General features: G+C 53.7%; 18 protein-coding genes. 4 read left to right on the forward strand and 14 right to left on the reverse strand.

Annotated features, from left to right (window positions below; all coding sequences use genetic code 11):
* Window positions 1-71: 71 nt before the first annotated feature.
* Complete coding sequence (gene putA, locus PJE062_RS24160; protein WP_008552776.1) at window positions 72-3,710, forward strand: bifunctional proline dehydrogenase/L-glutamate gamma-semialdehyde dehydrogenase PutA; 3,639 nt, start codon at window positions 72-74, stop codon at window positions 3,708-3,710.
* Window positions 3,711-3,775: 65 nt separating this feature from the next.
* Here the strand turns inward: putA and PJE062_RS24165 are convergent, their stop codons facing one another.
* The 8 genes from PJE062_RS24165 to PJE062_RS24200 form a co-directional block, all read right to left on the reverse strand.
* Entirely contained in the window at window positions 3,776-5,569 is a 1,794-nt protein-coding gene (locus PJE062_RS24165) for an IlvD/Edd family dehydratase (protein ID WP_008552760.1), read from the reverse strand.
* Window positions 5,566-7,566 carry a beta-galactosidase gene (locus tag PJE062_RS24170; protein ID WP_037038162.1) on the reverse strand — a complete coding sequence of 667 codons (2,001 nt, stop codon included), beginning with the start codon at window positions 7,564-7,566 and terminating at the stop codon, window positions 5,566-5,568. The genes PJE062_RS24165 and PJE062_RS24170 overlap by 4 nt, the downstream gene beginning before the upstream one ends.
* A 4-nt stretch (window positions 7,567-7,570) precedes the next feature.
* Window positions 7,571-8,443, reverse strand: a complete 873-nt coding sequence (locus PJE062_RS24175; RefSeq protein ID WP_008552751.1) for an SMP-30/gluconolactonase/LRE family protein — start codon at window positions 8,441-8,443, stop codon at window positions 7,571-7,573.
* On the reverse strand, window positions 8,440-9,078 hold the full coding sequence (locus tag PJE062_RS24180) for a 2-dehydro-3-deoxy-6-phosphogalactonate aldolase (RefSeq protein WP_008552713.1): 639 nt from the start codon (window positions 9,076-9,078) through the stop codon (window positions 8,440-8,442). The genes PJE062_RS24175 and PJE062_RS24180 overlap by 4 nt, the downstream gene beginning before the upstream one ends.
* A complete protein-coding gene (locus PJE062_RS24185) occupies window positions 9,065-10,042 on the reverse strand; it encodes a 2-dehydro-3-deoxygalactonokinase (protein ID WP_208982472.1) in 978 nt (325 codons plus the stop codon). Before PJE062_RS24185 ends, PJE062_RS24180 begins: the two co-directional genes overlap by 14 nt.
* 121 nt (window positions 10,043-10,163) lie before the next feature.
* The gene (locus PJE062_RS24190; protein ID WP_008552799.1) at window positions 10,164-11,012 is read right to left on the reverse strand and encodes a carbohydrate ABC transporter permease; all 849 of its coding nucleotides are present in this window, start codon (window positions 11,010-11,012) and stop codon (window positions 10,164-10,166) included.
* 1 nt (window position 11,013) lies between these two features.
* Complete coding sequence (locus tag PJE062_RS24195; RefSeq protein WP_008552779.1) at window positions 11,014-11,835, reverse strand: carbohydrate ABC transporter permease; 822 nt, start codon at window positions 11,833-11,835, stop codon at window positions 11,014-11,016.
* Between the two features lie 246 nt (window positions 11,836-12,081).
* Window positions 12,082-13,272 (reverse strand): ABC transporter substrate-binding protein, encoded by a 1,191-nt coding sequence (locus tag PJE062_RS24200; RefSeq protein ID WP_008552698.1) that lies wholly within the window; start codon window positions 13,270-13,272, stop codon window positions 12,082-12,084.
* A 210-nt stretch (window positions 13,273-13,482) separates the two neighbouring features.
* Between PJE062_RS24200 and PJE062_RS24205 the strand changes: the two genes are divergently transcribed.
* The 3 genes from PJE062_RS24205 (at window position 13,483) to PJE062_RS24215 (ending at window position 17,594) form a co-directional block, all read left to right on the forward strand.
* Entirely contained in the window at window positions 13,483-14,289 is an 807-nt protein-coding gene (locus PJE062_RS24205; RefSeq protein ID WP_008552730.1) for an IclR family transcriptional regulator, read from the forward strand.
* Window positions 14,290-14,372: 83 nt separating this feature from the next.
* Entirely contained in the window at window positions 14,373-15,464 is a 1,092-nt protein-coding gene (locus PJE062_RS24210; RefSeq protein ID WP_008552788.1) for an ABC transporter ATP-binding protein, read from the forward strand.
* A gap of 291 nt (window positions 15,465-15,755) precedes the next feature.
* Window positions 15,756-17,594, forward strand: a complete 1,839-nt coding sequence (locus tag PJE062_RS24215; protein WP_008552707.1) for a radical SAM protein — start codon at window positions 15,756-15,758, stop codon at window positions 17,592-17,594.
* Between the two features lie 422 nt (window positions 17,595-18,016).
* On the opposite strand, the gene PJE062_RS24220 is transcribed toward PJE062_RS24215, so the two are convergent.
* The 6 genes from PJE062_RS24220 to PJE062_RS24245 all read right to left on the reverse strand — a co-directional run bounded on the left by PJE062_RS24220 (window position 18,017) and on the right by PJE062_RS24245 (window position 23,163).
* Window positions 18,017-18,448, reverse strand: a complete 432-nt coding sequence (locus PJE062_RS24220; RefSeq protein ID WP_008552784.1) for a cupin domain-containing protein — start codon at window positions 18,446-18,448, stop codon at window positions 18,017-18,019.
* A 198-nt stretch (window positions 18,449-18,646) separates the two neighbouring features.
* Window positions 18,647-19,522: an alpha/beta hydrolase gene (locus tag PJE062_RS24225; protein WP_008552711.1), complete on the reverse strand. Its 876-nt coding sequence runs from the start codon at window positions 19,520-19,522 to the stop codon at window positions 18,647-18,649.
* A 16-nt stretch (window positions 19,523-19,538) separates the two neighbouring features.
* Window positions 19,539-20,129, reverse strand: a complete 591-nt coding sequence (locus tag PJE062_RS24230) for an NADPH-dependent F420 reductase (protein WP_008552769.1) — start codon at window positions 20,127-20,129, stop codon at window positions 19,539-19,541.
* A gap of 404 nt (window positions 20,130-20,533) precedes the next feature.
* Window positions 20,534-20,884 carry a helix-turn-helix domain-containing protein gene (locus PJE062_RS24235; RefSeq protein WP_008552743.1) on the reverse strand — a complete coding sequence of 117 codons (351 nt, stop codon included), beginning with the start codon at window positions 20,882-20,884 and terminating at the stop codon, window positions 20,534-20,536.
* Window positions 20,885-21,115: 231 nt separating this feature from the next.
* On the reverse strand, window positions 21,116-21,619 hold the full coding sequence (locus tag PJE062_RS24240; RefSeq protein ID WP_008552719.1) for an N-acetyltransferase: 504 nt from the start codon (window positions 21,617-21,619) through the stop codon (window positions 21,116-21,118).
* Window positions 21,619-23,163, reverse strand: a complete 1,545-nt coding sequence (locus PJE062_RS24245; protein WP_008552773.1) for a class I adenylate-forming enzyme family protein — start codon at window positions 23,161-23,163, stop codon at window positions 21,619-21,621. Before PJE062_RS24245 ends, PJE062_RS24240 begins: the two co-directional genes overlap by 1 nt.
* Window positions 23,164-23,310: the final 147 nt, after the last annotated feature.

A 23,310-nucleotide genomic window follows, 5' to 3' on the forward strand; every position in this document is an offset into this window, starting at 1 on the left:
ATACAGGAAACATCCCTATAGGTATTTTGCTAATGTCAGCCCAATAGGTATTTAATAGTAGGGAGCACGGCATGGGTTCAGAGACTGCGCCGGAGAACATCCGCAACAAAATCAGAGATAACTACCTTCCTGATGAAAATCAGGTGGTACATGAGCTCATTTCTTCACTGCAAATGGATACAGCGGCTCGTAGCCGTGCATCTGACAAAGCAGCGGAACTGATCTCGGATTTGCGTGCGAATACATCTCCAACCATCATGGAGAGTTTTCTCGGCGAGTATGGCCTCTCAACCCAGGAAGGCATTGCACTGATGTGCCTTGCAGAAGCGCTGCTTCGCGTTCCTGACGCTCAGACCATCGATGCTCTGATTGCAGACAAGATCACTCCGAGTGCCTGGGGAGAGCACTTGGGTCAGTCTGCTTCCACTCTGATCAATGCATCCACTTGGGCGCTGCTGTTGACTGGTAAGGTTCTTGCTCCAGATGATCAGGGCCTCGTTGGCACCATTCGCGGTGTTGTGAAGCGTCTTGGTGAGCCTGTGGTTCGTACAGCTGTTGCGCAGGCGATGAAGGAGCTGGGCCGCCAGTTCGTTCTGGGCCGCACCATTCGTGAAGCCATGCGCAATGCGCGTGCTGAAGAAGGCCAGGGCTTCACTTACTCCTATGACATGCTTGGTGAAGCTGCGCGTACGGATGCTGATGCGAAGCGCTATCACCTGTCCTACTCCAAGGCGATTTCTGCGCTGGCAAGCAACTGTGTGCATTCCAGCATTCGCGACAATCCAGGCATCTCCGTCAAGCTGTCTGCTCTGCATCCTCGCTATGAGTTTGCAAAGCGTGAGCGCGTGATGAAGGAACTGGTTCCTCGCACGCTTTCTCTAATCATGCTGGCGAAGTCCTCCAATATGGGCTTCAACATTGATGCGGAAGAAGCTGACCGTCTGGATATCTCCCTCGATGTGATTGAAGCGCTTCTGGCAGATCCAGCAACTGAAGGCTGGGATGGTTTTGGTGTTGTGGTGCAGGCGTTTGGCCCACGCGCAATTCACGTCATCGAATGGCTCTACGCAGTTGCAGAGAAGTATGATCGTAAGATCATGGTTCGTCTGGTGAAGGGTGCTTACTGGGACAGCGAGATCAAACGCGCTCAGACCCTTGGTATTGACGGCTACCCGGTCTTCACCCGTAAGGTTTCTACCGACATCTCCTACACTGCTTGTGCTGAGAAACTGCTGGGCATGACTGACCGGATCTATCCGCAGTTTGCGACCCACAACGCGCACAGTGTTGCGACTATTCTGGAACTGGCGAAGAACCTGCCGCTGAGCTCCTACGAGTTCCAGCGTCTGCATGGCATGGGCGAAGCGCTGCATGAGCGCACCATGAAGAAGCACGGTTCCAACTGCCGCATCTACGCTCCGGTTGGTGCTCACAAAGACCTGCTGGCTTATCTGGTTCGTCGTCTGCTGGAGAATGGTGCGAACAGCTCCTTCGTTCATCAGATCCGCGATGAAAACGTGACACCACAGGCGATTGCGCAGGATCCACTGGCGCATATCGAGAAGTTTGGCGAAGACGTTGCGAACTCCAAGATCCCTCTGCCGCCAGCCCTGTTTGGTGCTGGACGTAAGAACGCGAAGGGCTGGGATCTGAGTGATCCACGTCAGGAAGCTGAGTATGTTGAAAGCCTGAAGTCGTTCTCCGCCACCAAGTGGGAAGGTCATCCGGTTATTGCCGCTTCTGTGAAGAATGCAGAGGCTGTGCAGGTCAAGAACCCATCTGATCTACGCGACATCGTGGGTAGCGTGGCGACTGCGACGCCTGAACAGATTGAAGCGGCTCTGACAACGGCACATCATGGCTGCGCCGAATGGTCAGACAAAAGTGCGGACGATCGTGCAGTTATTCTGCGCAAAGCAGCGGATCTGTTCGAAGAAAACGCTTCTGAGATCTTCGCCCTGCTGACCCGTGAAGCTGGCAAAACCTACATGGATGCCATCAACGAGCTGCGCGAAGCCGTTGACTTTGGTCGCTATTACGCGAATGAAGCGATCCGATTGGATGAGCGTGATGGTAAAGGACAGCAACGCGGTCCGATCACCTGTATCTCTCCATGGAACTTCCCACTGGCGATCTTCTCCGGTCAGATCTTTGCGGCTCTTGCAGCTGGCAACCCAGTTCTGGCAAAGCCAGCGCCTCAAACACCGCTGATCGCGACCTTTGCTGTTGGCCTGATGCATAAAGCAGGTATTCCTGTAGAGGCCCTTCAGCTTCTGCCAGGTGCTGGAGAAGTGGGTGCAGCGCTGACATCTGACAGCCGTGTGGCTGGTGTTTGCTTTACCGGTTCCACTGGCACCGCGCAGCACATCAACCGTGCCATGGCGAAAGCGCTTGCTCCGTCTGCACCACTGATCGCTGAGACTGGTGGCTTGAACGCGATGATCGTGGACTCCACTGCTCTGCCAGAGCAGGCGGTTCGTGATGTGATTGCTTCCAGTTTCCAGAGTGCTGGCCAGCGTTGTTCTGCACTGCGTATGCTCTACGTGCAGGAAGACATCTTTGATGATTTCAAAGAGATGCTGTTCGGTGCAATGGCTGAGCTGGAAGTTGGTAACCCAATCACACTGTCGACTGACGTTGGTCCTGTGATTGATGCTGCCGCGCAGAAGAAGATTGCTGATCACTGCAAGAAATGGGCTGAAAAAGGCCGTGTTCTCAAAGAGTTGAAGGTTCCAACAAAGGGTCACTTCGTTGCACCTACTCTGATCAAGCTGGAAGGCATTGAAGAGCTGGATGAAGAGATCTTCGGTCCTGTTCTGCATATCGCGACTTTCAAGGCGGAAGAGATCGATCAGACCATTGATGCGATCAACTCCAAGGGATTTGGCCTAACCTTTGGTCTGCACACCCGCGTTGATAGCCGTGTTCAGCACATCGTTGAGCGTGTGAAGGTGGGCAACCTTTATGTGAACCGAAACCAGATTGGTGCGATTGTTGGATCTCAGCCGTTTGGTGGTGAAGGTCTTTCCGGTACTGGCCCGAAAGCGGGTGGTCCTCACTATGTGGCACGCTTCCGTCTTGCTGACACCTCAGCAGCGGCCAGCGTAGACCTGAACAAGACTGTTACTGCCGAGGATATCTTCAAGGCGAGAGGGGCATTACGCACCAGCACCTGGGAAGGCAACTTTGGTCGTTACACCGAGCTGGCAACCCTGTTTGAGAAGGAAACAGGCCTGCTGAACCGAATTGCGGCTGACCATGCGCACGACATGCCTGGGCCGACCGGTGAGTCCAACCGCCTGTACTCAGCTCCACGTGGCACCGTGCTGTGTCTTGGTCCAGATACTGAAAGCCTGAAGCATCAGGTGGTTCTGGCACTGGCAGCTGGCAACGGGGTGATTGCTGTTGGACAAGGTGCAGAAAAACTGGCTGTGAAGCTGCGTTCCCTTTCTGCTCCAATCGTCGCGCTGGAAGGCAATCTGGCAGTAGGCGCACTGAAGGAGCTACAGGGTATTGATGCCATTGCAGCGAACCACTCTGACCAAGAGCTGAAAGAGATGAAGGCTGAGCTGGCCGAGCGTGAAGGTGCCTTGATGCAGCTGATCATGGAACGCAACCAGCCTGAGCGCTATCAGCTGGAGCGTCATCTGTGTATCGACACGACAGCTTCTGGCGGTAACGCGAGCCTGCTAGCTGCTACCGAAGACTAAGTGATTACAAAGAAAATAAAAAAAGCCGCCTCGGATTGAGGCGGCTTTTTTCGTTTATGTTCTCATCAATGACTGTGACGTGGCAGTCCTTTTTGCGCGATGCGCTGGTATTTGACGGCTGGCTTCAAAACCATGCCTTCATCAAACTGATCTACAATCCCGCGCTGAATTTCCTGCCAAGGTGTCTGATGCTCAGGGAACTCATAGCCCCCGCTTTCCGCCAGCTCTTGCTTGCGCGTCGCAAGTTCCTCATCAGAGATCTGCACGTTCGCTTCACCCTTCTTCAGATCCAGCCTTACGATGTCTCCGTTCCGCAGCAGAGCGAGGCCGCCCATGACGGCTGCTTCCGGGGATGCGTTGAGGATAGATGGTGAGCCGGAGGTGCCGGACTGACGGCCATCTCCGATGCATGGCAGTGCATCAATACCCTGCTTGAGAAGCTCATCCGGCGGCTGCATGTTCACCACTTCAGCACCACCCGGATAGCCAACCGGACCGGTTCCGCGGATAACGAGGATCGTATTGGCGTCAATGCCAAGGGCCTCATTGTTGATGTTGTGGTGATAGTCCTCAGGACCATCAAACACCACGACCTTACCTTCAAACGCTTCCGGGTCATCCGGGTTAGACAAGTAACGCGCTCTGAAGTCCGCTGAAATTACAGAGGTTTTCATGATCGCGGACCTGAAGAGGTTGCCCGTGAGGTTAAGGAAGCCTGCGTCCTTCATCATCGGTTTGTCATAGGGATAGATCACGTCGTAATCTTTGACGGAACTGTCTCCATAAATCTCACCGGTGGTTTTGCCCGAAACCGTGATCACATCCTTGTGGATGTGGTCGTGTTTCATAAGCTCAGAGAAGATGCCCGGAATACCACCTGCACGGTGGAATTCTTCCGACAGATAAGCGCCTGCTGGCTGAACGTTTGCGAGTAGTGGGATTTTGTGTCCGTGGTTCTGCCAGTCATCATTGTGCAGCTCAACGCCGATGTGGCGTGCGATTGCGTTGATATGTATTGGTGCGTTGGTTGAGCCACCAATAGCGGAGTTCACTGCAATTGCGTTCTCGAAGGCTTTGCGGGTGAGAACATCTGAAGGCTTCTGATCTTCATGCACCATCTGCACAATACGCTTGCCTGTCTCATAGGAGATCTGGCCGCGCTCGCGATATGGCGCGGGGATAGAGGCACAACCCGGCAGGCTCATACCCAGAGCTTCAGCCAGTGAGTTCATGGTTGAGGCTGTGCCCATGGTATTGCAGTAACCAACAGACGGAGCGGAGTCTGCGGCCATGTTCATGAACTCTTTGTAGTCGATCTCTCCAGTCGCCAACATCTTGCGGGCTTTCCAGATAACCGTGCCAGAGCCCACACGTTCGCCATTATGGTAGCCGTTGAGCATTGGCCCAACTGTCAGGCAGATCGCCGGGATGTTCACTGTGGCCGCCGCCATGAGCAATGCTGGTGTGGTCTTGTCACAACCGATCGTCAGAACGACACCATCGAGCGGATAACCGTAGAGTGTTTCTACCAGACCGAGATAAGCAAGGTTACGATCAAGAGCTGCAGTTGGGCGTTTGCCGGTCTCCTGAATCGGATGGACCGGGAACTCAAAGCAGATGCCGCCCATTTCGCGGATACCTTCGCGCACGCGCTCTGCCAGCACTAGGTGGTGGCGGTTGCACGGGGATAGATCTGACCCCGTCTGGGCAATACCGATGATCGGTCGGCCTGACTGAAGCTCTTCACGCGTTATACCGTAGTTCAGGTAACGCTCCAGATAAAGTGCGGTCATATCCGGGTTGTCTGGCGAGTCAAACCACTCTTGTGAGCGGAGTTTTGTTTTTGGAGCTTCAGTCATAGCTCTTCAGTTCCTTCCCGAACCAGAGCCACCCCGGCGGGAGGCAGCTCCAATCCATCCAATTCCGCTGCATCGGCAAGACGCAGCGCTTTCAAATTCATCTTATTTTTCGAGTAGTTATAATAGAAAGTGCCAATGGACGTTTTGCTTCTTCTCAATCCGTTTGGCAATTCCACTTTATCTATTTTTGCAGCTTTGAAGACCTCATCCAGAATGGCGCTCATGAGTGCCGGGTCTGCCCAAGCGGAAACGTAGTAGATGTTGTTTTCGCCCATAAAGACCGGATGGTCGTTGGTATCTTCGAACAGGATCGGCAGGCCGGTGGTGACCTCTTCTTGCCAGACGTAGGCTTTGCCGCGTTCCTGATCGGCAAGGTCTGAGACGGTGGTTGCGAACTCTTTCGGGCTTGTGCCAACGCGTAAAACCTCAATAGCTTCAAAAGGTTTTGGCAGGTTCAAGGTCTTCTGCGAGATCTGATAGTTTTTGTCTTTCTGCGCGAGGCGTGGGCCGCCGAGGACGACACCGCCGAACTCGACATAGGCGGCTAGGTTTTCGGAGAGTTCTTCGCTCATTGCGTATAGGGCGGGGACAATCACCAGCTTGTAGGGGGACAAGTCCTGAGAGGCTGGTCTGATGATCTCGACATCAACACCCTTCTGCCTGAGCGCCCGATAGTAGGCGAGGACAAGACGGAAGTAGCTAAAGTCTTGACCTTGCTGCTGAGTTTCGTGTGCCCAGTGGCTTTCATAGTCTACCACAAGGGCAACAGGTGCTTCAGAAGGTGTGAATGCGCCGAGTTCCTCGATTTCGCGGGCAACCTGCGCGGCTTCCACATACGCCTGTGCTGGTTTGTTATCGGTCTGCTTTAGCCCTGCATGCATTTGTTCTTGTGCGAATGGGGCCTGGCGCCAGCGGAAATAGCTTGTGGTTTCAGCACCATGGGCGAAAGCTTCCCAGCTCCAAAGGCGCACCATGCCCTTCAGTGGGATAGGGTTATACGGTGCCCAGTTCACGGGGCCGGGTTGCAGCTCCATGATCCAGAGGCGGCCGTGGCCTGCTTGTCGGTAGAGATCGTGGTGGAAGGCCTGATAGTCCGGATCGCCTTGCTGGAAATAGTCTTCCCAGTAGCCTTCCGGTGTGCCCAGCGGATTTTCCATCTGATATTGGCTATGAAAACCAATGGGATAGCAATCCCAGCTGGAGATATCCAGCTGATCTCCGACCTTGTAGTGGTCAAAGGAGAACGTGTTGCCCATGAAGTTATGGATGATCGGGCGACCCGGGGAGAGTTTACGCAGAATATCGACCTGCTCTCCGTTGAACTCGGCGACTTGATCCGATGAAAAACGTTTGAAATCAAGCCTATGAGATGGGTTACTCTCTGTCACCGTCAGGTTCGGCAGATCCACCTGCTCGAAGCTGTTGTATTCCATAGACCAGAACACATTGCCCCAGGCTTCGTTCAAGGCTTTGATATTGCCGTACTTTTGCGCCAGCCAGAGCTGGAAGGCTTTGTGTGCGGAGGCAGACCATGAGCGGACTGTCTCATGGCAACCGTACTCGTTGTCGGTTTGCCAAGCCGCGATGGACTGGTGATTACCGTATCGCTCTGCGAGGATTTCTGTGATCCGGCGGGATTCCCAGCGGTAACCTTCGTGGGAGAAGCAGTAGTGGCGGCGGCTGCCGAACTTTCGGGGGTGGCCGTTTTCGTCAACGGCGAGCATGTCCGGGTGCTTATCCACCATCCAGCGTGGCGGGGTGGCGGTTGGGGTGCACATGACGATCTTGAGACCCTCACTTGCGAGAGTCTCAATCGCGCTGTCCAACCAGTCCCATGAGAAGTGTCCGGGTTCCGGCTCAATGCGGGACCATGCAAATTCAGCGATACGCACATAGGTAATGCCCAGCGCGGCCATTTCTTTGGCATCTTGCTGCCATAAGTCCTCTGACCAGTGTTCTGGGTAGTAACAGATACCTAAGTGTTTCTTATCGCTCATGAGATCACATTTGTAGTTCTGGGTCTGGCAGACCTGGAGTATCAATAGAGACCGCAAAAACTGAACCAGCCAGCGGCTCTTTCGCCAGCTGTTCCTCGCTCAGGTTTTCGCGAGCCGTGGTAATAAACAGCGTTTTGTAGTCAGCCCCACCAAACGCAGGACAAGAAGCCTGACTTGCGTCAATCTCAATAATGCGATCCACTGTTCCATCAGGTTTATAGCGGACGACTCTGTATCCGCCCCATTGAGCGTTCCAGAGATATCCCTCAGCATCAACCACGGAACCGTCGGGGCCAAATCCTGTCCCGGAGATATCGGCAAATACCTCCGCGGGCCCTTCTGGCAGGCCACTTTGCGCATTTAGTGACCATTTGATGATCTGAGATGTCACCGTGTCTGAAAAGTACGCAGTGCCCCCATCTGGTGAAAAACAAATGGAATTCGGGATTGTGATGTCCCCAGCGACCTTCGCTAATTCCCCTTTGAAAAAGCGATAAAGGCTGCCTGCACCTTTTTCTGCTTTTCGGCCCATGGAGGAAATCCAGAAACCTCCGGTACGGTCGGTGCGGGCGTCGTTGGAGCGGGTGACGGGGTTTTGGTCCTCGACAGGGAGGATAAGGTTGCGAGTGTGAGTGCCCGGAGACCATCGATACAGACCTGTTGCAGAGGATAACATAAAGTCATCGCTGTCTGGGATCTGCGCAAAGGCAGAGATCGGCTCGTCGAACTTCCATGTTTCGAGGTCGCCGGTTATGCCCTTCTTCAATACCAGATGATTGTTGATGTCCACCCAGAACAGAGCATCGTGGCGGGCACTCCAAAGAGGGCCCTCCCCTAAGCTGCATTCTGTTTTGGCGAATACATAGGGCTCGCTCATGCACTCTCTCCGAGTTTGAGCGCATCGTATGCTGCTACCATTTCCTTTGCATTTTCAGAAACCTGCGCGGCGGTGTGCCCCGGCTTGTAGAGGTTGCTTGCCATGCCGAAGCCCTGACAGCCTGCGTCCACATACTGGGCGAACTCGGCAGGGCCGACACCACCAACCGCATAGACCAACGTCTCTTTTGGCAGCACGGCGCGTACAGCCTGAATGCCCTTTACGCCCACCTGGAACGCCGGGAATATCTTGAGCGCATCAGCGCCAGCCTTCAACGCTGCGAAGCATTCGGTTGGGGTGAGAACACCCGGATAGGATGCCATGCCTTCCGCTTTGGTGGTGCGGATAACGTCTTCATCGTAATTGGGTGAGACGATGAAGGTTCCGCCTGCTGCGCGGACCTGTTTGACCTGCTCTGCGGTGAGAACTGTCCCCGCGCCGATGGCGGATAACTTGCCGAACTTGTCCTGCGCCATGGTGATAGATTTGAGGGCGTCCGGTGAGTTGAGCGGTACCTCGATCTGTGAAAAGCCAGCTTCTATAAGCACTTCCACAATATCCAGAATCTCATGTGGCTGCACTCCGCGGAGGATAGCCATGAGGTTGCGCTCTGGTGTTTGTTTAGCTGTTGTCATTGAGTGCCCCTTGTCTGACGGCGGAAAGTCCTTTGAGCGCGGCTTTGTCTGCATCGTGGAGGATTGGCGTGATGCCGAGATGTTGCAGGGCCAGCGCGTAATTTTGAGCGAGTTTGCTGCCACCAACAAGGTGGACTTGCTTGGGTGGATTGTCCCCGCACTTGGCGAGCATGTCGAGAAGCTCTGTTCCGATAACAAGTGCGGAGAGTTTGGAAGCGCCAGCTTGCGGGCTGGTGTCGTTCAGCAGCTGTCCGGCACGTAGGCCAAACAGGTTGCCGAGCAATGTAGCTTCCTGATTTTTCAGCTGATCCAGCGTGACGAGGAAGACGTCTTTGTCCAACTCTGCCTCTGTGTCCAGCGAGTGACGCAGAATGGATTGCTTGGCGATGAGGGCGAATAACTCACCGCTTAAGAAGGTAGAAGTCCGGGCAACTGTCCCCTCTTCCATCTCCACCCATTTGCTGTGGGTGCCGGGCAGGCAAAAGACGCCGGATTTGTCGGATAACTCGTCCAGAATGCCGAGCAGCAGTGTTTCTTCACCGCGCATAACATCTGGCTGCTGCTCTGATTGTTGGCAGAGGCCGGGCACTATGAACGGCAGGATGCGGGCATTACCTGTTTTTGGCGAAACCAGATGCTGGTGCAGTTCTGTCAGTTTGGTTGGCACAGGCACATATTCCGCCTCCACCCAGCCCTGACGACTGCCAGCCATACCGCAAATGAACACTTGCGTTGGTTTTGCGTTGCTATGTAACCAGTCCCCGATCAGGTCCAGCAAAACTCCTTCAAATTCAGAAGGTTGCAGCGTTCCAGCGCCTTGCGTTGATTTTGCGCTGTTTTGCGTTACTCCGTTTTCGTCAATCAGCCATGCCCGAAGACTGGAGGTCCCCCAATCCACGGCGACCCAGCTGCCTGCAGTTGTGATCTGACGGAGGTCGTTATTTGGCGATGCCACTTGGTTCACTTATGCCCCCTGTTCCCTTTTATGTTTATTATTAGCTTCAGGCACATTTTCAGGCGCCTTTGGCATTGATGGATGTTTTGGAAGCAGAGTTGCTTGGGGCAAACCTGCTTCCGGTATTTGGTTAGCCCTTGGTCGCCCCCAGCGTTAGCCCTGCAATGAAGTGCTTTTGCATGAGGAAAAACATGATGACCGGAGGCATGGCTGCAACGACAGACCCCGCGGAGACCAGATGCCATTGCGCGACCCATTGGCCATTGAGCGAGATGATACCACCGGTGACGGGCATGGCGTGTGTGCCCTGCACCAGCACGGTGGCCCAGAAGAAGTCGTTCCAGATGAACGTGAAGATCAACACAGACAGCGCCGCAATGGCCGGGCGCATGAGTGGCAGCACCACGTACCAGAAGATCCGCAGTTCTGAGACGCCTTCGACACGGGCTGCTTCAATCAACTCACTTGGCAGGGCCTTGATGAAGTTGCGCATGAACAGCGTGCAGAAGCCGGTCTGGAAGGCCACATGGAAGAGCACCAAACCTGTCACCGTATCGTAGAGGCCCATCTTCAGTGTGAGATCCCGAACCGGGACCATGAGGATCTGGAAGGGCACGAAGTTGCCGGCCACGAACATGAAGAACAACCAGAGGTTGGCTTTGAACTTGTAGGTCGCCAGCGCATAGCCCGTCAGGCACGACAGAGCGATGGCACCTATCACTGTTGGAATGGTGACCTTGAACGAGTTCAGGATGAACAGGCCCATGGGCGTGTTCTGGAAAACGGTCAGATAGTTGCCGAGCTCAAACGAGGACGGCACGCCGAAGTAGTTGCCCATGGCCAGATCTGAGCCGGGGCGAATAGAGGTGACCATGACACCAATCAGTGGCAGGAGCCAGACCAGCAATGAGACCGGCAAAGCCACCTTATAGGCAACACGGGTTGGTGCGGATGCATTTGCGACGGGAGTTGGAAACATCTTAGTAGCCCTCCCTTTCGTCTTTCAGCATTCGCACAATGAAGAGCGTGATGAACACCATCATGATGGCGAAGAGCACAACAGCGATGGAGGCGCCGTAGCCCATGCGGAAGCCATACTCGGACAGCGCTTGCTCATACATGTAATAGGAGAGCACGCGGCTTGAACCGTATGGTCCGCCGCTGGTCATAATGGAGACCAGATCAAACGAGCGCAGCGCGCCGATGATGGTCACCACCACGGCGATGAAAGTGGCTGGGCGCAGCTGCGGGATGATGACGTACCACAGCATCTTCCAGCCTTTGGCGCCATCCAGCCGAGCCGCTTCAATCTGATCCGGCGAGACATTGTTGAGGCCGGTGAGATACAGGATCATGCAGTACGCGATCTGCGGCCACAGGCCAGCGGCGATGATGCCATAGGTGACGAAGCGTTCATCAGCCAGGACAGCGATGCCCTCAAAGCCGAGAAACTCCAGCAGCTTGGTGAACAGGCCGAAATTGGGGGCATAGAACCATGAAAAGATGAGGCCGACTACGATCTGGCTGATCACAAACGGGAAGAAGAACAAAGACTTGTAGATGCGAATGCCGGTGACTGTCTGATTGAGGAAAATCGCAATCATCAGCCCTGCCGGCACTGCCAGCATGTAAAGCACAAGCCATAAAACGTTGTTGTAAAGGGACGTGTAGAACGCCTCATCATCCCACAGCTCGATATAGTTTTCGATGCCGATGAAGGTTTTGGCGCCGATACCATCCCAATCATAAAAACTGATGGCTATGGACTGGCCGATGGGCGCAATCACATAGACCAAAAACATCAGAACCCCGGGCACAAGAAAGAGCCAGGGTGCAGCCCCGCGCTGATTGGCAATCCATTTTGAAGATCTGGTTCTGGCACGCCCGCCCGATGAAATAGGTGGTCTGTTTCCCGGTGAGGCAGGTGCCAAGGCCTGCTCGCTCATTGATGTCCCCCTGCAGAAGGTTTTGTGCTTCTGCTCTATCCATTCCTAGAGCATAGGGTGGCGAATTCTTCCGCCACCCTACGTATAAATTCCGCTTTCCTACTACTTGTAAACGCGGGTGCGGATCTTCTCGAGACGCTTGAGAATGGCGTCTGCACGGTCTGGTTTCACCATAAACTCCTGGAAGCCTTCCATGCCAGCCTTGGCCATTTCTGCCGGAGCATCACGGTCATAGAACTGTGCCAGCGCGTAGGCGTTGGAGAGCATGTCGAAGCCCTGCTGCAGGATGCGCTCTTCAGGACGCTCTGCACCGGAGTTTACCGGCAGCTGACCAAGTGTGATGTTGGTTGCTGTCTGGACATCTGCGCGTGCCATGTACGCGAGGAACTTCTTGGCATCCTCTTTGTTTTTGGCTTTTGCAGGAATGTGAATGGTGTCCGTTGGTGCATCTTCAGCCATAGGAATGCCCGGAGTGATTTCCGGGAACTGCATAAAGCCGATCTGCTCTTCCTTCAGGCCACCGTTTTTAAACACGTCCACTGCGAAGTTGCCCATCAGGTACATGGCGGCTTTGCCCTGTACGAGGTTTGGCACGGCATCCTGCCAGTCCAGCGCCGGGTGGTTGGTATTGTAGTAGCCAGGCTTGACCAGCTCGGACCATTTGTCGAACACCGCTTTCACACGATCATCGGTATACGCCACCTTGCCTGATGTGAGGTCCATGTGGAACTCGTAGCCGTTGACGCGCAGGTTCATGTAATCGAACCAGCCGCCGGTTGGCCAAAGAGCTTTGGTGCCGATGGTGAATGGCGTGATGCCTGCTTCTTTAAGCTTGGCGGATGCTGCAACCAGCTCGTCCCAGTTGGTTGGAACAGCAATGCCCTGCTCTTCGAAGATATCTTTGCGATAGTAGATGCCCCACTGGTAGTAGGTGTAAGGCACACCCCACTTTTTGCCATCAATGGTCATGGATGCTGCTGCGGATTTCAGCTGCTCATTCAGACCATTTTCTTCCCAGACATCGGTGACGTCTTCAAACAGACCGGCATTGACGAATGGTGCCATGCGGTTGCCCGCGTACCATGTTGCCAGATCCGGTGCGTCTGCTGTGAGGAAGTTGCGAATGGAGGTTTTATAGCCCTCCTTATGCATCGTGTTGACGATGACGTTCACGTCCGGGTTCTCCTTGGAGAAGCCAGCCACGATGTCTTCAAATGCTTTTTTTGGAGCCGGATCCGTCTGGTCGAGATTGATGATCAGATCGCCAGCGGCATATGCGGAACTTGAAATCATAAATGCTGCAGCGAAACCGCCCGCAGCTACTTTGCTAAAATTAAACACCTAAACCTCCCAATATCGCCAAGATAAAAGTTCCACTGAATGAAACTTTGTTTTGACCATTGAAATAGTTACGTGCTAGTGCATAATTGTCAACCAAAGGAACTAGGAAGGGATCTGTATGAAAATTACAGATTTCCGGAACGGGTAAGGAAACAACAGGAAATGGGCGCACAAACCCTGAGTATCTCTGAGGAAACCGAACAGGACCTCACCAGCCCCATTTCCAAGGCACTGGTGGTGCTGGACGCAGTTGCGCTGGCAGAATCACCCCCACGGTTCGTAGAGCTTTTGAACGCCTTGCCGCTGAGCCGGGCCACCTTGCACCGTCAATTGCGACAGTTGGTGAAGGAAGGCATGCTGGTTCATGATGAGGTTCATCAGACCTATTCCATCGGCATGCGGGTGTTGCGACTGGCCCATTCTGCCTGGAGCCGGGCGAGCCTTGCCAGTGTGGCGCGGGACAGCCTTGATCGGTTGAGTGCGCAGATTCCAGAGACCATCCATCTGGCGGTGCTGGACAACAATCAGGTGCTTTACGTTGACAAGCGGTTGCCACCGCGCAGTGTTTCCATGTTCTCCAGCCCTGGCAAGATTGGCCCTGCCTACTGCACCGGCGTTGGTAAAGCGATGCTTTCGGCTTTGCCTGAGGCGCGGTTGGCAGAAGCCATCCGGGCGCAATCCTTCCAGCGTCATACAGCCAAGACGTTTGTGAACGAGAAGATGCTGCGTGATGAGCTGGCTCGTATTCGCACACGCGGACATGCGTTTGATGATGAGGAGCATGAGGATTCCATCATCTGCGTGGCCTTGCCGATCCTGAACAAACGCGGGGAGCCGATTGGCGCGCTTTCCGTGACCAGCACGACCTATGTGACCTCGCTGGACACAATGGTCGAGACGTATTTGCCCGCCATGACACTGGCGGTTCAAGAGATTTCAGAAAATGCCCAGATTGCGCTGGGAGTTTGATTTTATGACTTAAATCCTATTGCGTGCGGGGCTTTGGGAGGCCTCCGCGCCGATAGTGAAGACATATTCCGGGAGGGGAACCGATGACCGCAGTTGTGTTGCGCGATCTAAAGAAGAGTTATGGCGACACGCAGGTGATCCATGGCGTGGATCTGGACATTGAGGACGGCGAGTTTGTCGTGTTCGTTGGCCCTTCCGGCTGCGGGAAATCCACTTTGCTGCGGACCATTGCCGGGCTTGAGACCAGCAGTAGCGGAACCATCCATATTGCGGATGAGGATGTGACGGACATCGATCCCTCTCAGCGCGGTATTGCCATGGTGTTCCAGAGCTATGCGCTGTACCCGCATATGACTGTTGCCGAGAACATGGGCTTTGGCCTGAAGATGACCGGTCATCCCAAGGATGAGATCAAGCGACGGGTGGATGAAGCAGCGCGTATTCTGAAGCTGGAGGAGTATCTGGCCCGGCATCCGAAGGCGCTTTCCGGTGGTCAGCGACAGCGTGTGGCGATTGGCCGGGCGATTGTGCGCAATCAGAAGGTGTTCCTGTTTGACGAACCGCTTTCTAACCTTGATGCAGAGCTGCGCGTTCAGATGCGCATTGAGCTGGCCAAGCTGCACAAGGAAGTGGACGCCACCATGATCTACGTGACGCATGATCAGGTGGAGGCCATGACGCTGGCGGACAAGATCGTGGTGCTGGAAGGCGGATACATCCGGCAGGTGGGCAAGCCGCTGGAGCTTTATGATGATCCGGCGAACCAGTTCGTGGCCGGTTTTATCGGCTCCCCGAAGATGAACTTCCTGAGCGGCAAGGCCGTTCGCTCAACGGATGCCGGGCTTGAGATTTCCGTTTCTGGTTTTGAGGGGCAAACTCTGCTGGTGCCGGGGATTTCCTCTGCTGTGATGGAAGACGCCGTGCTGACCGTGGGCATTCGCCCGGAGCACTTTGTGGTTGGTGACAGTGATGACGGTGTTGGTGCCGATGTGAGCGTGTCGCTGGTCGAGAACCTTGGCGAAACCAGCTACGCTTACTGCACTCTGCCGGATGGTGTGCAGGTGATCGCCGAAAGTCGCGGCAACCGCCTTGAGCAGAACAGCGACACCCTGCGGCTGACCCTGCCCGCCTCACGAGCCTTGCTGTTCAAACCCGACGGCGAGCGCCTGCGCTGACTGCTGCGAGGCTCGCTGACGCCCTTGTTTTGAACAGCTGGAGGTAAAACCTCAGGGCGGCGTGTATAAGCATCCCGCGGATTATGAGTTACGAATATTCGAGTAGTTTCTCAGTACTCATTGAAAAGTATAGGCTATTTATAAAATAGCCTTTTCATTCTATTGGGTTACTCCAAATTTGAATGGCTCCCTGACCAATAAAATGCCTTAGTTTACGCAGAGTACTCTTTCTGGATGGCGCTAGAACATAGCTTAGTGCCCGTCTTTTCTGCGTTATAAAGGCAATAACTTATGGGCATTCATTATGATGTTGGCAGAAAATCACGGGCAAACGTCCAAGGGAAGCCCAGCAAGTTTCACTTCATAATCATCAAGCCCACGCATTACGATGATGAGGGCTACCCTATTCAGTGGCTCCGCTCTGCCATTCCTTCCAACACGCTTGCCTGCCTTTATGGACTGGCCGAGGATTGCCAGAACAGGAACGTGCTGGGTGATGGCGTGGAGCTGAAGCTTCACAGTTATGATGAAACGAACAGGCGGGTTAAGCCTGAACGTATCGCCAAAATGGTGCGAAAGGATGGCGGCAGCGCCTTGATCGCATTGGCTGGGGTGCAGTCCAACCAGTTTCCACGAGCGCTGGATCTGGCGCGCCAGTTCAGAGCGCTTGATATTCAGGTGTGCATCGGCGGTTTTCACATCTCAGGCTGCGTCTCCATGCTTCCTGAGATTCCGCAGCAAATTGTCGACGCACAAAATGAGGGCATCTCGTTTTTTGCGGGTGAAGCTGAAAACCAGCGGCTGGATGAAGTTTTAGATGATGCCCTGCATGGCACCCTGAAGCCGCTCTATAACTTCATGAATGACCTGCCGAATTTGGATAGCCAGCCCGATCCGATTTTGCCGCAAAAGCACATCATCCGGACGGCTGGATCGCACTCCTCATTCGATCTGGGGCGTGGGTGTCCCTATCAGTGTTCCTTCTGCACCATCATCAACGTACAGGGCCGCAAGAGTCGCAGCCGATCAGCGGATGACGTTGAGCGTATTATTCGCCGCAACTACGCGCAGGGGATCAATCGGTTCTTTATCACCGACGATAACTTTGCACGGAACAAGGATTGGGAAGCGCTGTTTGATCGGATCATCGATCTTCGTCAAAACCATGGGTTCAATATCAAGTTCATCATTCAGGTTGATACCCTGTGCCACCGTATTGACCGGTTCATTGAAAAGGCGTGTGCGGCGGGTGTAACCCGGGTCTTTATTGGTTTGGAGAACATCAATCCAGACAATCTTCTGGCCGCGAAGAAGCGCCAGAACAAGATCACTGAATATCGCGAGATGTTGCAGGAGTGGCGTGCTTACGGCGCGACAACATATGCTGGCTATATACTTGGTTTCCCCTCTGATACCCGCGAAAGCATTCTGCGGGATATCGAGATCATTAAGAAGGAACTGCCGCTGGACTTGCTGGAGTTCTTCTATCTGACACCCCTTCCCGGTTCTGAGGATCATCTGAATTTATATCGTAAAAACATATGGATGGACGAAGACCTCAACAAGTATGACCTGAACCATCGGGTCGCGCATCATGACAAGATGAGTGATGAGGAATGGGAGAATGTGTATCTGGAAGCGTGGATGACCTATTACTCTCCAGAGCATATCGAGACTGTTCTGCGAAGAGCGGCAACTCATCCTAAGGGACGTCCAAGCAACAAGCTCTTTTTAATGCTGTTTTTCTATCTCATGGTGAAGCTGGAGGGTGTTCACCCTCTGGAAGGCGGCTTCTTCCGCCTGAAGTACCGAAAAGACAGACGCAGCTCTCTGCCACTGGAAAATCCTTTCGCTTTTTACTCCAAGTACTTTGCTGAGATCATCAGCAAATCCATGAGCTACCTAAAGGAAGGCTCTCGCTACTACTGGCTCTATTACAAGCTCCTCAAAGCACCTGATCGCAAGAGCTACACCGATACAGCCCTGCAAAAAAGCAGTGACGAAGAAGAGGAAGGCCTCCGCCTTTACAAAGACACCGCCGGAGGAGAAGCCGCCGTCGAGAAAAAGAAAAAAGCACAAGCATTGCGGGATCGGGTGGCGGCGAAGAAGGTCGGTGCGCAGTACAATTGATTTGATGGGTTGCGGGGAACGCAGACACTGGATGCATTGCGGAGGCTAAGGTAAGTGAGAGCTTGTTGCTCGTTTGGAGAGCCAGCGACGAACCTTCGATTGCTTCGAGTAGGTTTGAAATGTTTTGCCATGACAGCGAAGTCTCGAACTAAAATGCGCTTTGAGAACTTTCCGATTACCTTAGCAAATGGACACTTTGGATTGGCACAAGCAGCCCCAGCACTCTTGAGAGAGAACCGGGGCGAGGTGATGCGGTGAGCTGCATTGATTGGGAGATGTGTTGTCTCAAACAGGCTGTAAGTTGAGGGACTTACAGGCCAGATTTGAGGCACACTCAGTTCTTGTTGTTATGGGAGTAACAAGTTGCTTGCGCACGGTTGCTGAGCAGGTTGCTCTGTTATGAGCAGTGGCCTGCTTCTAACTTATTGAGGGAAGGCAATATCGCGGGTGCCGTTGAAGTCGAGCACGTTGATGCAGACTTCCGGGCCGGCACAGCGATCTGAGTGAAGGTCATCCGCTTTGATGCGAACGAATGCGTTTTGTGCCGTGATAACTTCTCTGCCTTCCTCGTCGATATGTGCCCAGTTTCCCTGAATTGCCATGCCCCAGTAGTCGTTGGAGTGCGTGTGAGGTGGTATGCCGACCCCCGGCTGAATGCGGAAAGCATAAACTGCGCTGCCGTCTTCTTCCTTGCCCCACAAGACGGCCATTTCAGCCCCTTCCAGTCCTGTTTCCTGCCATGCCACATCGTCAAATTTGAAGATGTGTTTTTCCTCTGCTGCTTGAGCTGATGCCAATAAACTTGCCATTGCAGCTGCGGTGAAAATTCCGGTCATTACTTGCTTCATAAACATGGGTTGTCTCCATTTTTTTGAGAGTTCAGCTGCTCTGACTTTAAAAGTATGGACAGCTGTTTGCGGTGCAGGTTGATAGGGTCTGCACATTGTTTGAGAAGGCAAATCAGTGAGGCTGCGCACAAGGCGCACTCCTTCATTGGCAGAACACCACTGTTGCTGCCTTTCATTCATTTTGTTGTTTTGCGGATCAGTCGTTCAGAGAACCCGTAACAAGAACTCGACTGCCTGTGACGCGGTGGCCTTCACGATCTCAGGATTATCGTAGATATCCGTCTGTCCTTCTGACGTAACAACTGCTTGTTCTTTAGGCCCTGGCACTGCCTTGTAGAATTTATCTGCCCACGATGGGTTGAGGGCATTGGGCCCATGCGCCATGAGAAAGGGCGTCCTGATGTGCGGCGCAGCGCTTTGTACGTCGAACTCCAGAAAGTACTCGCGCGACATGACGGCGAAGCGATTTTCGTAGTTCAGATGAACGGCTCGCTTTGTGTAATAGTCGAATGTGGATTGCATCGTCATTGCAGCATCCTCACCCAACGCTGCTGCAGGGATGGTTTCGACACAGCCTGTCGCCTCGTAGTGCATCCGTGCCTTCTTGCCTTGCGCAACTTTATTGGCAAAGCCTATTGGGTCGGCAGCTTTCATGGCTTCGACATCACGGTAGTACCCGGCAATCCCAACAAAACAGCGAATGTCCGACCGATTTGCAATTGCATGCGCCATGTAACCACATCCAAGACAGATGCCGACTGCACCTATCTGATGCGAGGCAATTTCAGGCTGAGCTGATAGGGCATGAAACGCTGCTTTGAGATCTGCAATCTTGTCCTTGTAGAACTCATAGTGTCTTGGTTCCCCGGCGCTTTCGCCAAAGTGGCGATGGTCAAACGCCAATGCGGCAATACCCTGTCTGGCCAACTCAGCAGCATAGGTTCCCGTCACTTGCTCCTTTACGGATGTCATTGGGCCGCACATTACGACAGCGGGGTGAACACCTTTGCTGGAAGGCAAGTGGAGATCACCAATGATATGTTCTCCTCCCGCATCGAAGCTGATTCTTTTGATCGGCATCTTCAGAGCCTCTCATCTAGCCACGATGGTACAGAAGTGCTGCGTTGGTTCCTCCGCCTTGTCCAACAGCCAACTCAATATTCAGGTGTGCTATTGCTTCCAGATAACGCGCAACAATCAACTTGTTGGAGGTGACAGGCGCAAAACCTATGCTTTTTGCGAAGTCAGCAACTGTCTTAACCGCATCATCATGGTCGGAAGCGACGAAGGCTGTCACTGCACTGCCATTGCGCGAAAGGCCTTCGGTGCTCATGATGTCTGCGAAGACTGTGTTGAAGGCCTTTACGATTTTGGAGTTCGGAAGGAGCTTTGCGATCTCTTCTCCGGCTGAGGTGTTTTCTCCCAATATGCGTGGTGACCAATCATCATTGAGAGGGTTTGTTGCATCTATCACGATCTTCCCAGCAAGCAACTCGCTCAACGGTTTCAATGCATCTTCCACGGCGTGGTAATGGACGGCGATGAGGATGATATCGCCGTGTCTGGATGCATCAGCAAGTGAGGCATCTCCTTTACGGCTGCCAACCAGCACATCATGTCCTGCTGCGCGGGCTAGTTCGGCAAGGCGTGTGCCGACGTTGCCTGCACCTAAGATTCCGATTTTCATCTGCTACTCCAGTCTTGCTTCAAGATGGAGTATAAATCTGCAATCTGGTATCTATAGTCAATTAGGTACCTGATGGTAACTAGGTGTATTTTTTAGCTTTAATGATAGGAATTGAGAGCGAGCCGAAAGCTAAACGAAGGTGACTTGCTCATTTTAAAGCTAGCTATTTCAATTAGTTATAATGAAAGAAAAGCATGCGATGGAGCGTGTCTATTTTTGAGATTAGAATTTCACCCACCCCTGTTGTTGCTCGCTTAATGCATCAATTTTTGATGGAGTTGATAGGTGCAATGAACGCGAATTAGCACCTTATTGGAGGCGTTACTGGGATGATTTGATTGAGCAGACGCGATGGGCGCGATGTGATGTGCAGCAGTTCGTTTCTGCCTCTCCCATCTCACGTGTTACTGCGCCACAATCTCATTGAAGTGGGCTTCACACCACTGCTTGATTTGTTTGATGAGAGGCAACAGGTCTTTGCCTAAGGCGGTCAGCTCGTATTCCACCCGTAGCGGCATTTCATCATAGACCTTCCGCGTGAGAAGCTTGTCCTGCTCGAGGTTTCGAAGAGTTTGGGTCAACATTTTTTGCGAAACGCCTTCCACCTTCCGCTTCAAATCTCCAAACCGTAGTGGCCCACCCTCTAGGGCAACAATCGTAAGCATTGTCCATTTTTCAGCCAACCGCACCAGCACTTGCCTCGACGGGCAAATCGCTACAAACGCATCCGGCTCAACTTTCTCGGCACTGCTCATTTGGTCACCTTTGGGTACTTGGGGAGGAATGGTTACCAGAAGTCCATCTACACTAAGCCGCTATACCGGACAAGAAAAACTGACTGTTTAGTGACAACGCCGCAAGCCACCATCACCACAACCGGATGATATAGCTACAACATTTCCAACTTCGGCATAAATTAAGCGAGTTTATGGGCGGCAGCTGCACTATCTCCCCCACTCTACCGGTGGCACGCCTGAGGGTTCTCCTCAGGCTATTTCTTCAGCGTAGAACGGGAGGTGTTTGCGGAGGCGGATGTAGGTGATTTCGCAGTTGAGGTCTTCATCAAACTTGGTTGCCTCGAATACGTCCTCGTACTTCATATGGTGATAGAGGCCCAGAGCGCGTTCATTTTGGATGAGGACCGAGATTTCTGCGGTGTGGTAGCCGCGGGCTGCGATGCGGCGTTCGGCTTCTTCCACCAGTGCGGTGCCCAGTCCGCTGCTCTCGTAATCCGGGTCGATCCAGAGATCGGTGATGAAGTTGTCTGCGTGCTCTGTGGCTGCAAAGCCGAGAACACGATCTTCCTTCACCGCCACCACAATCTGATCCAGACAGGCACTTGCAAAATCCGTGAAGGACGCTTTGCTCATGGTGTCGTGTGCCACCTGCGGCACGTGGGGGCCAATGCCCCGTTTCCATGAGGCCAGACCGACTGTTCCGATCTGCGAGATATCTTTTGAGCGAGCACTACGAATTTCAAAGGTCTTCATCAGTCTGATCCACCTTTCTCCGGTCCCTTCAGCATCTCCCGCAAGTCTCGCTTCAGGATCTTGCCGTAATTGTTCTTCGGCAACTGATCCATAGCGATGTACTGCTTCGGACGCTTGAAACGCGCGATGTTGTCAATGCAGAGCTGGTCGAGCTCTGTGAAATCGACGGTCTTTCCCTTTTCTGGAGAGATGATAGCCACCACCTCTTCGCCCCACTCTTCATGGAACCGACCGACTACTGCGACTTCAGATACATCCGGATGCATCAGCAGAATTTCTTCCACTTCGCGAGGATAGATGTTGGACCCGCCCGAGATGATCATATCCTTCGAGCGGTCGTGCATGGTGAGGAACCCATCCTCATCCAGCGCACCCATGTCGCCTGTTTTTAACCAGCCATCGATGATCGTGGAGGCCGTTGCGTCCTCATTGTTCCAGTAGCCCAGCATGACCGCTGAACCAGACACGACAATCTCGCCAATCTCACCATTGGGCAGGTCTTTCATGTCCTCTCCTACCACACGGACACGAGACGCGACTTGAGCTACCCCAACTGACTTCAATCTTTCTTGCCATCGGGGATGTTTTCTGTCGCAGACCTGCTCACGGCTCAGCACGGTGATGGCCATGGGGCATTCGCCCTGTCCGTAGATCTGCGCGAAGCGCGGGCCGAGAACGTCAACAGCTTCAACGATATCGGCGAAATACATAGGCCCGCCGGCGTAGATGATGGTGTCCAGCCCCTCGCCCGTTGCGCCTGTGGCTTTGGCGACTTCCACCAGCCTGTGCACCATTGTGGGGGCTGCGAACATGGCGATCCTGCCGATTTTTGGAGCGATTTCCAAAATCTCGGCTGCGTCAAATCCGCCTGAGACCGGACACACGTGTCTGCCACCGGCCACAACGTGCATGAAGCTGTAGATTCCTGCACCGTGTGACATGGGGGCTGCGTACAGCGTGGCGTCTTCATGCGTGGGTGTGCCGATGCCTGCATAGTAGCCGAACATCATGCTTTGGATGTTTTGCGAGGACATCATCACCCCTTTGGGACGGCCGGTGGTGCCGGAGGTGTAGAACAGCCAGACCATGTCCTGCGCGTCGATCGGTACTGGCTCGGCCAATGGCTCTGCCTTGAGCATGTGCTGGTAGCTGTCCTGATCCACCGAGATGACTTTGGTTTTGGTCTGATCGATCTCCCTGATCAGATCCTCGCCCACATCATCTGAGATGAAGACGGCTGTGGCCTCCGCGTTCTCAATGATCCATGCAGCTTCCTTTGGGTGTAGCTTTGCGTTGATCGGGATTGCGGCGGCACCAGACCACCAGATGCCGTAGCTGGCTTCCAGATATTCTGTACGGTTTTTCATGAAGATGGCAACGCGGTCGCCTCTGGCCACACCGTAATCCCGCTGCAACGCACCGGCGATGGCTGCGGAGCGTGCGCCAAACTCGCCATAGGTTGCCATCTGCTGCGTTCCATAAAAGAGCGCAGGTGCGTCCGGTGTTATTCTGGCTGTACGGGCCAGCCATTCTGCCAGGTTCATTCGGTCTCCCCCCTCAAATCAGATTGCTTCCCTCAAAAGCAATCCTACTGCCGCCGTCTCATCGCCTTTCAGATCATGGCGATAACGCACTGTTCACTCACGTATTGTTATTGGTCTGGGAGCGTCGTGGTGACGAATTTTGGTTGG

Origin of the sequence: Pseudovibrio sp. JE062, from assembly GCF_000156235.1 — a bacterium.
Taxonomy (GTDB): Bacteria; Pseudomonadota; Alphaproteobacteria; order Rhizobiales; family Stappiaceae; genus Pseudovibrio.

What these genes read in the sequence shown, in the direction of transcription:
- PJE062_RS24235 (WP_008552743.1), bottom strand. Translation starts at nt 20,884, where the DNA reads ATGAGCAGTGCCGAGAAAGTTGAGCCGGATGCGTTTGTAGCGATTTGC.
- PJE062_RS24230 (WP_008552769.1), bottom strand. Translation starts at nt 20,129, where the DNA reads ATGAAAATCGGAATCTTAGGTGCAGGCAACGTCGGCACACGCCTTGCC.
- PJE062_RS24205 (WP_008552730.1), top strand. Translation starts at nt 13,483, where the DNA reads ATGGGCGCACAAACCCTGAGTATCTCTGAGGAAACCGAACAGGACCTC.
- PJE062_RS24175 (WP_008552751.1), bottom strand. Translation starts at nt 8,443, where the DNA reads ATGAGCGAGCCCTATGTATTCGCCAAAACAGAATGCAGCTTAGGGGAG.
- PJE062_RS24225 (WP_008552711.1), bottom strand. Translation starts at nt 19,522, where the DNA reads ATGCCGATCAAAAGAATCAGCTTCGATGCGGGAGGAGAACATATCATT.
- PJE062_RS24210 (WP_008552788.1), top strand. Translation starts at nt 14,373, where the DNA reads ATGACCGCAGTTGTGTTGCGCGATCTAAAGAAGAGTTATGGCGACACG.
- PJE062_RS24180 (WP_008552713.1), bottom strand. Translation starts at nt 9,078, where the DNA reads ATGACAACAGCTAAACAAACACCAGAGCGCAACCTCATGGCTATCCTC.
- PJE062_RS24200 (WP_008552698.1), bottom strand. Translation starts at nt 13,272, where the DNA reads ATGATTTCAAGTTCCGCATATGCCGCTGGCGATCTGATCATCAATCTC.
- PJE062_RS24215 (WP_008552707.1), top strand. Translation starts at nt 15,756, where the DNA reads ATGGGCATTCATTATGATGTTGGCAGAAAATCACGGGCAAACGTCCAA.
- PJE062_RS24170 (WP_037038162.1), bottom strand. Translation starts at nt 7,566, where the DNA reads ATGAGCGATAAGAAACACTTAGGTATCTGTTACTACCCAGAACACTGG.
- PJE062_RS24165 (WP_008552760.1), bottom strand. Translation starts at nt 5,569, where the DNA reads ATGACTGAAGCTCCAAAAACAAAACTCCGCTCACAAGAGTGGTTTGAC.
- PJE062_RS24245 (WP_008552773.1), bottom strand. Translation starts at nt 23,163, where the DNA reads ATGAACCTGGCAGAATGGCTGGCCCGTACAGCCAGAATAACACCGGAC.
- PJE062_RS24240 (WP_008552719.1), bottom strand. Translation starts at nt 21,619, where the DNA reads ATGAAGACCTTTGAAATTCGTAGTGCTCGCTCAAAAGATATCTCGCAG.
- putA (WP_008552776.1), top strand. Translation starts at nt 72, where the DNA reads ATGGGTTCAGAGACTGCGCCGGAGAACATCCGCAACAAAATCAGAGAT.
- PJE062_RS24190 (WP_008552799.1), bottom strand. Translation starts at nt 11,012, where the DNA reads ATGTTTCCAACTCCCGTCGCAAATGCATCCGCACCAACCCGTGTTGCC.
- PJE062_RS24195 (WP_008552779.1), bottom strand. Translation starts at nt 11,835, where the DNA reads ATGTTTTTGGTCTATGTGATTGCGCCCATCGGCCAGTCCATAGCCATC.
- PJE062_RS24220 (WP_008552784.1), bottom strand. Translation starts at nt 18,448, where the DNA reads ATGTTTATGAAGCAAGTAATGACCGGAATTTTCACCGCAGCTGCAATG.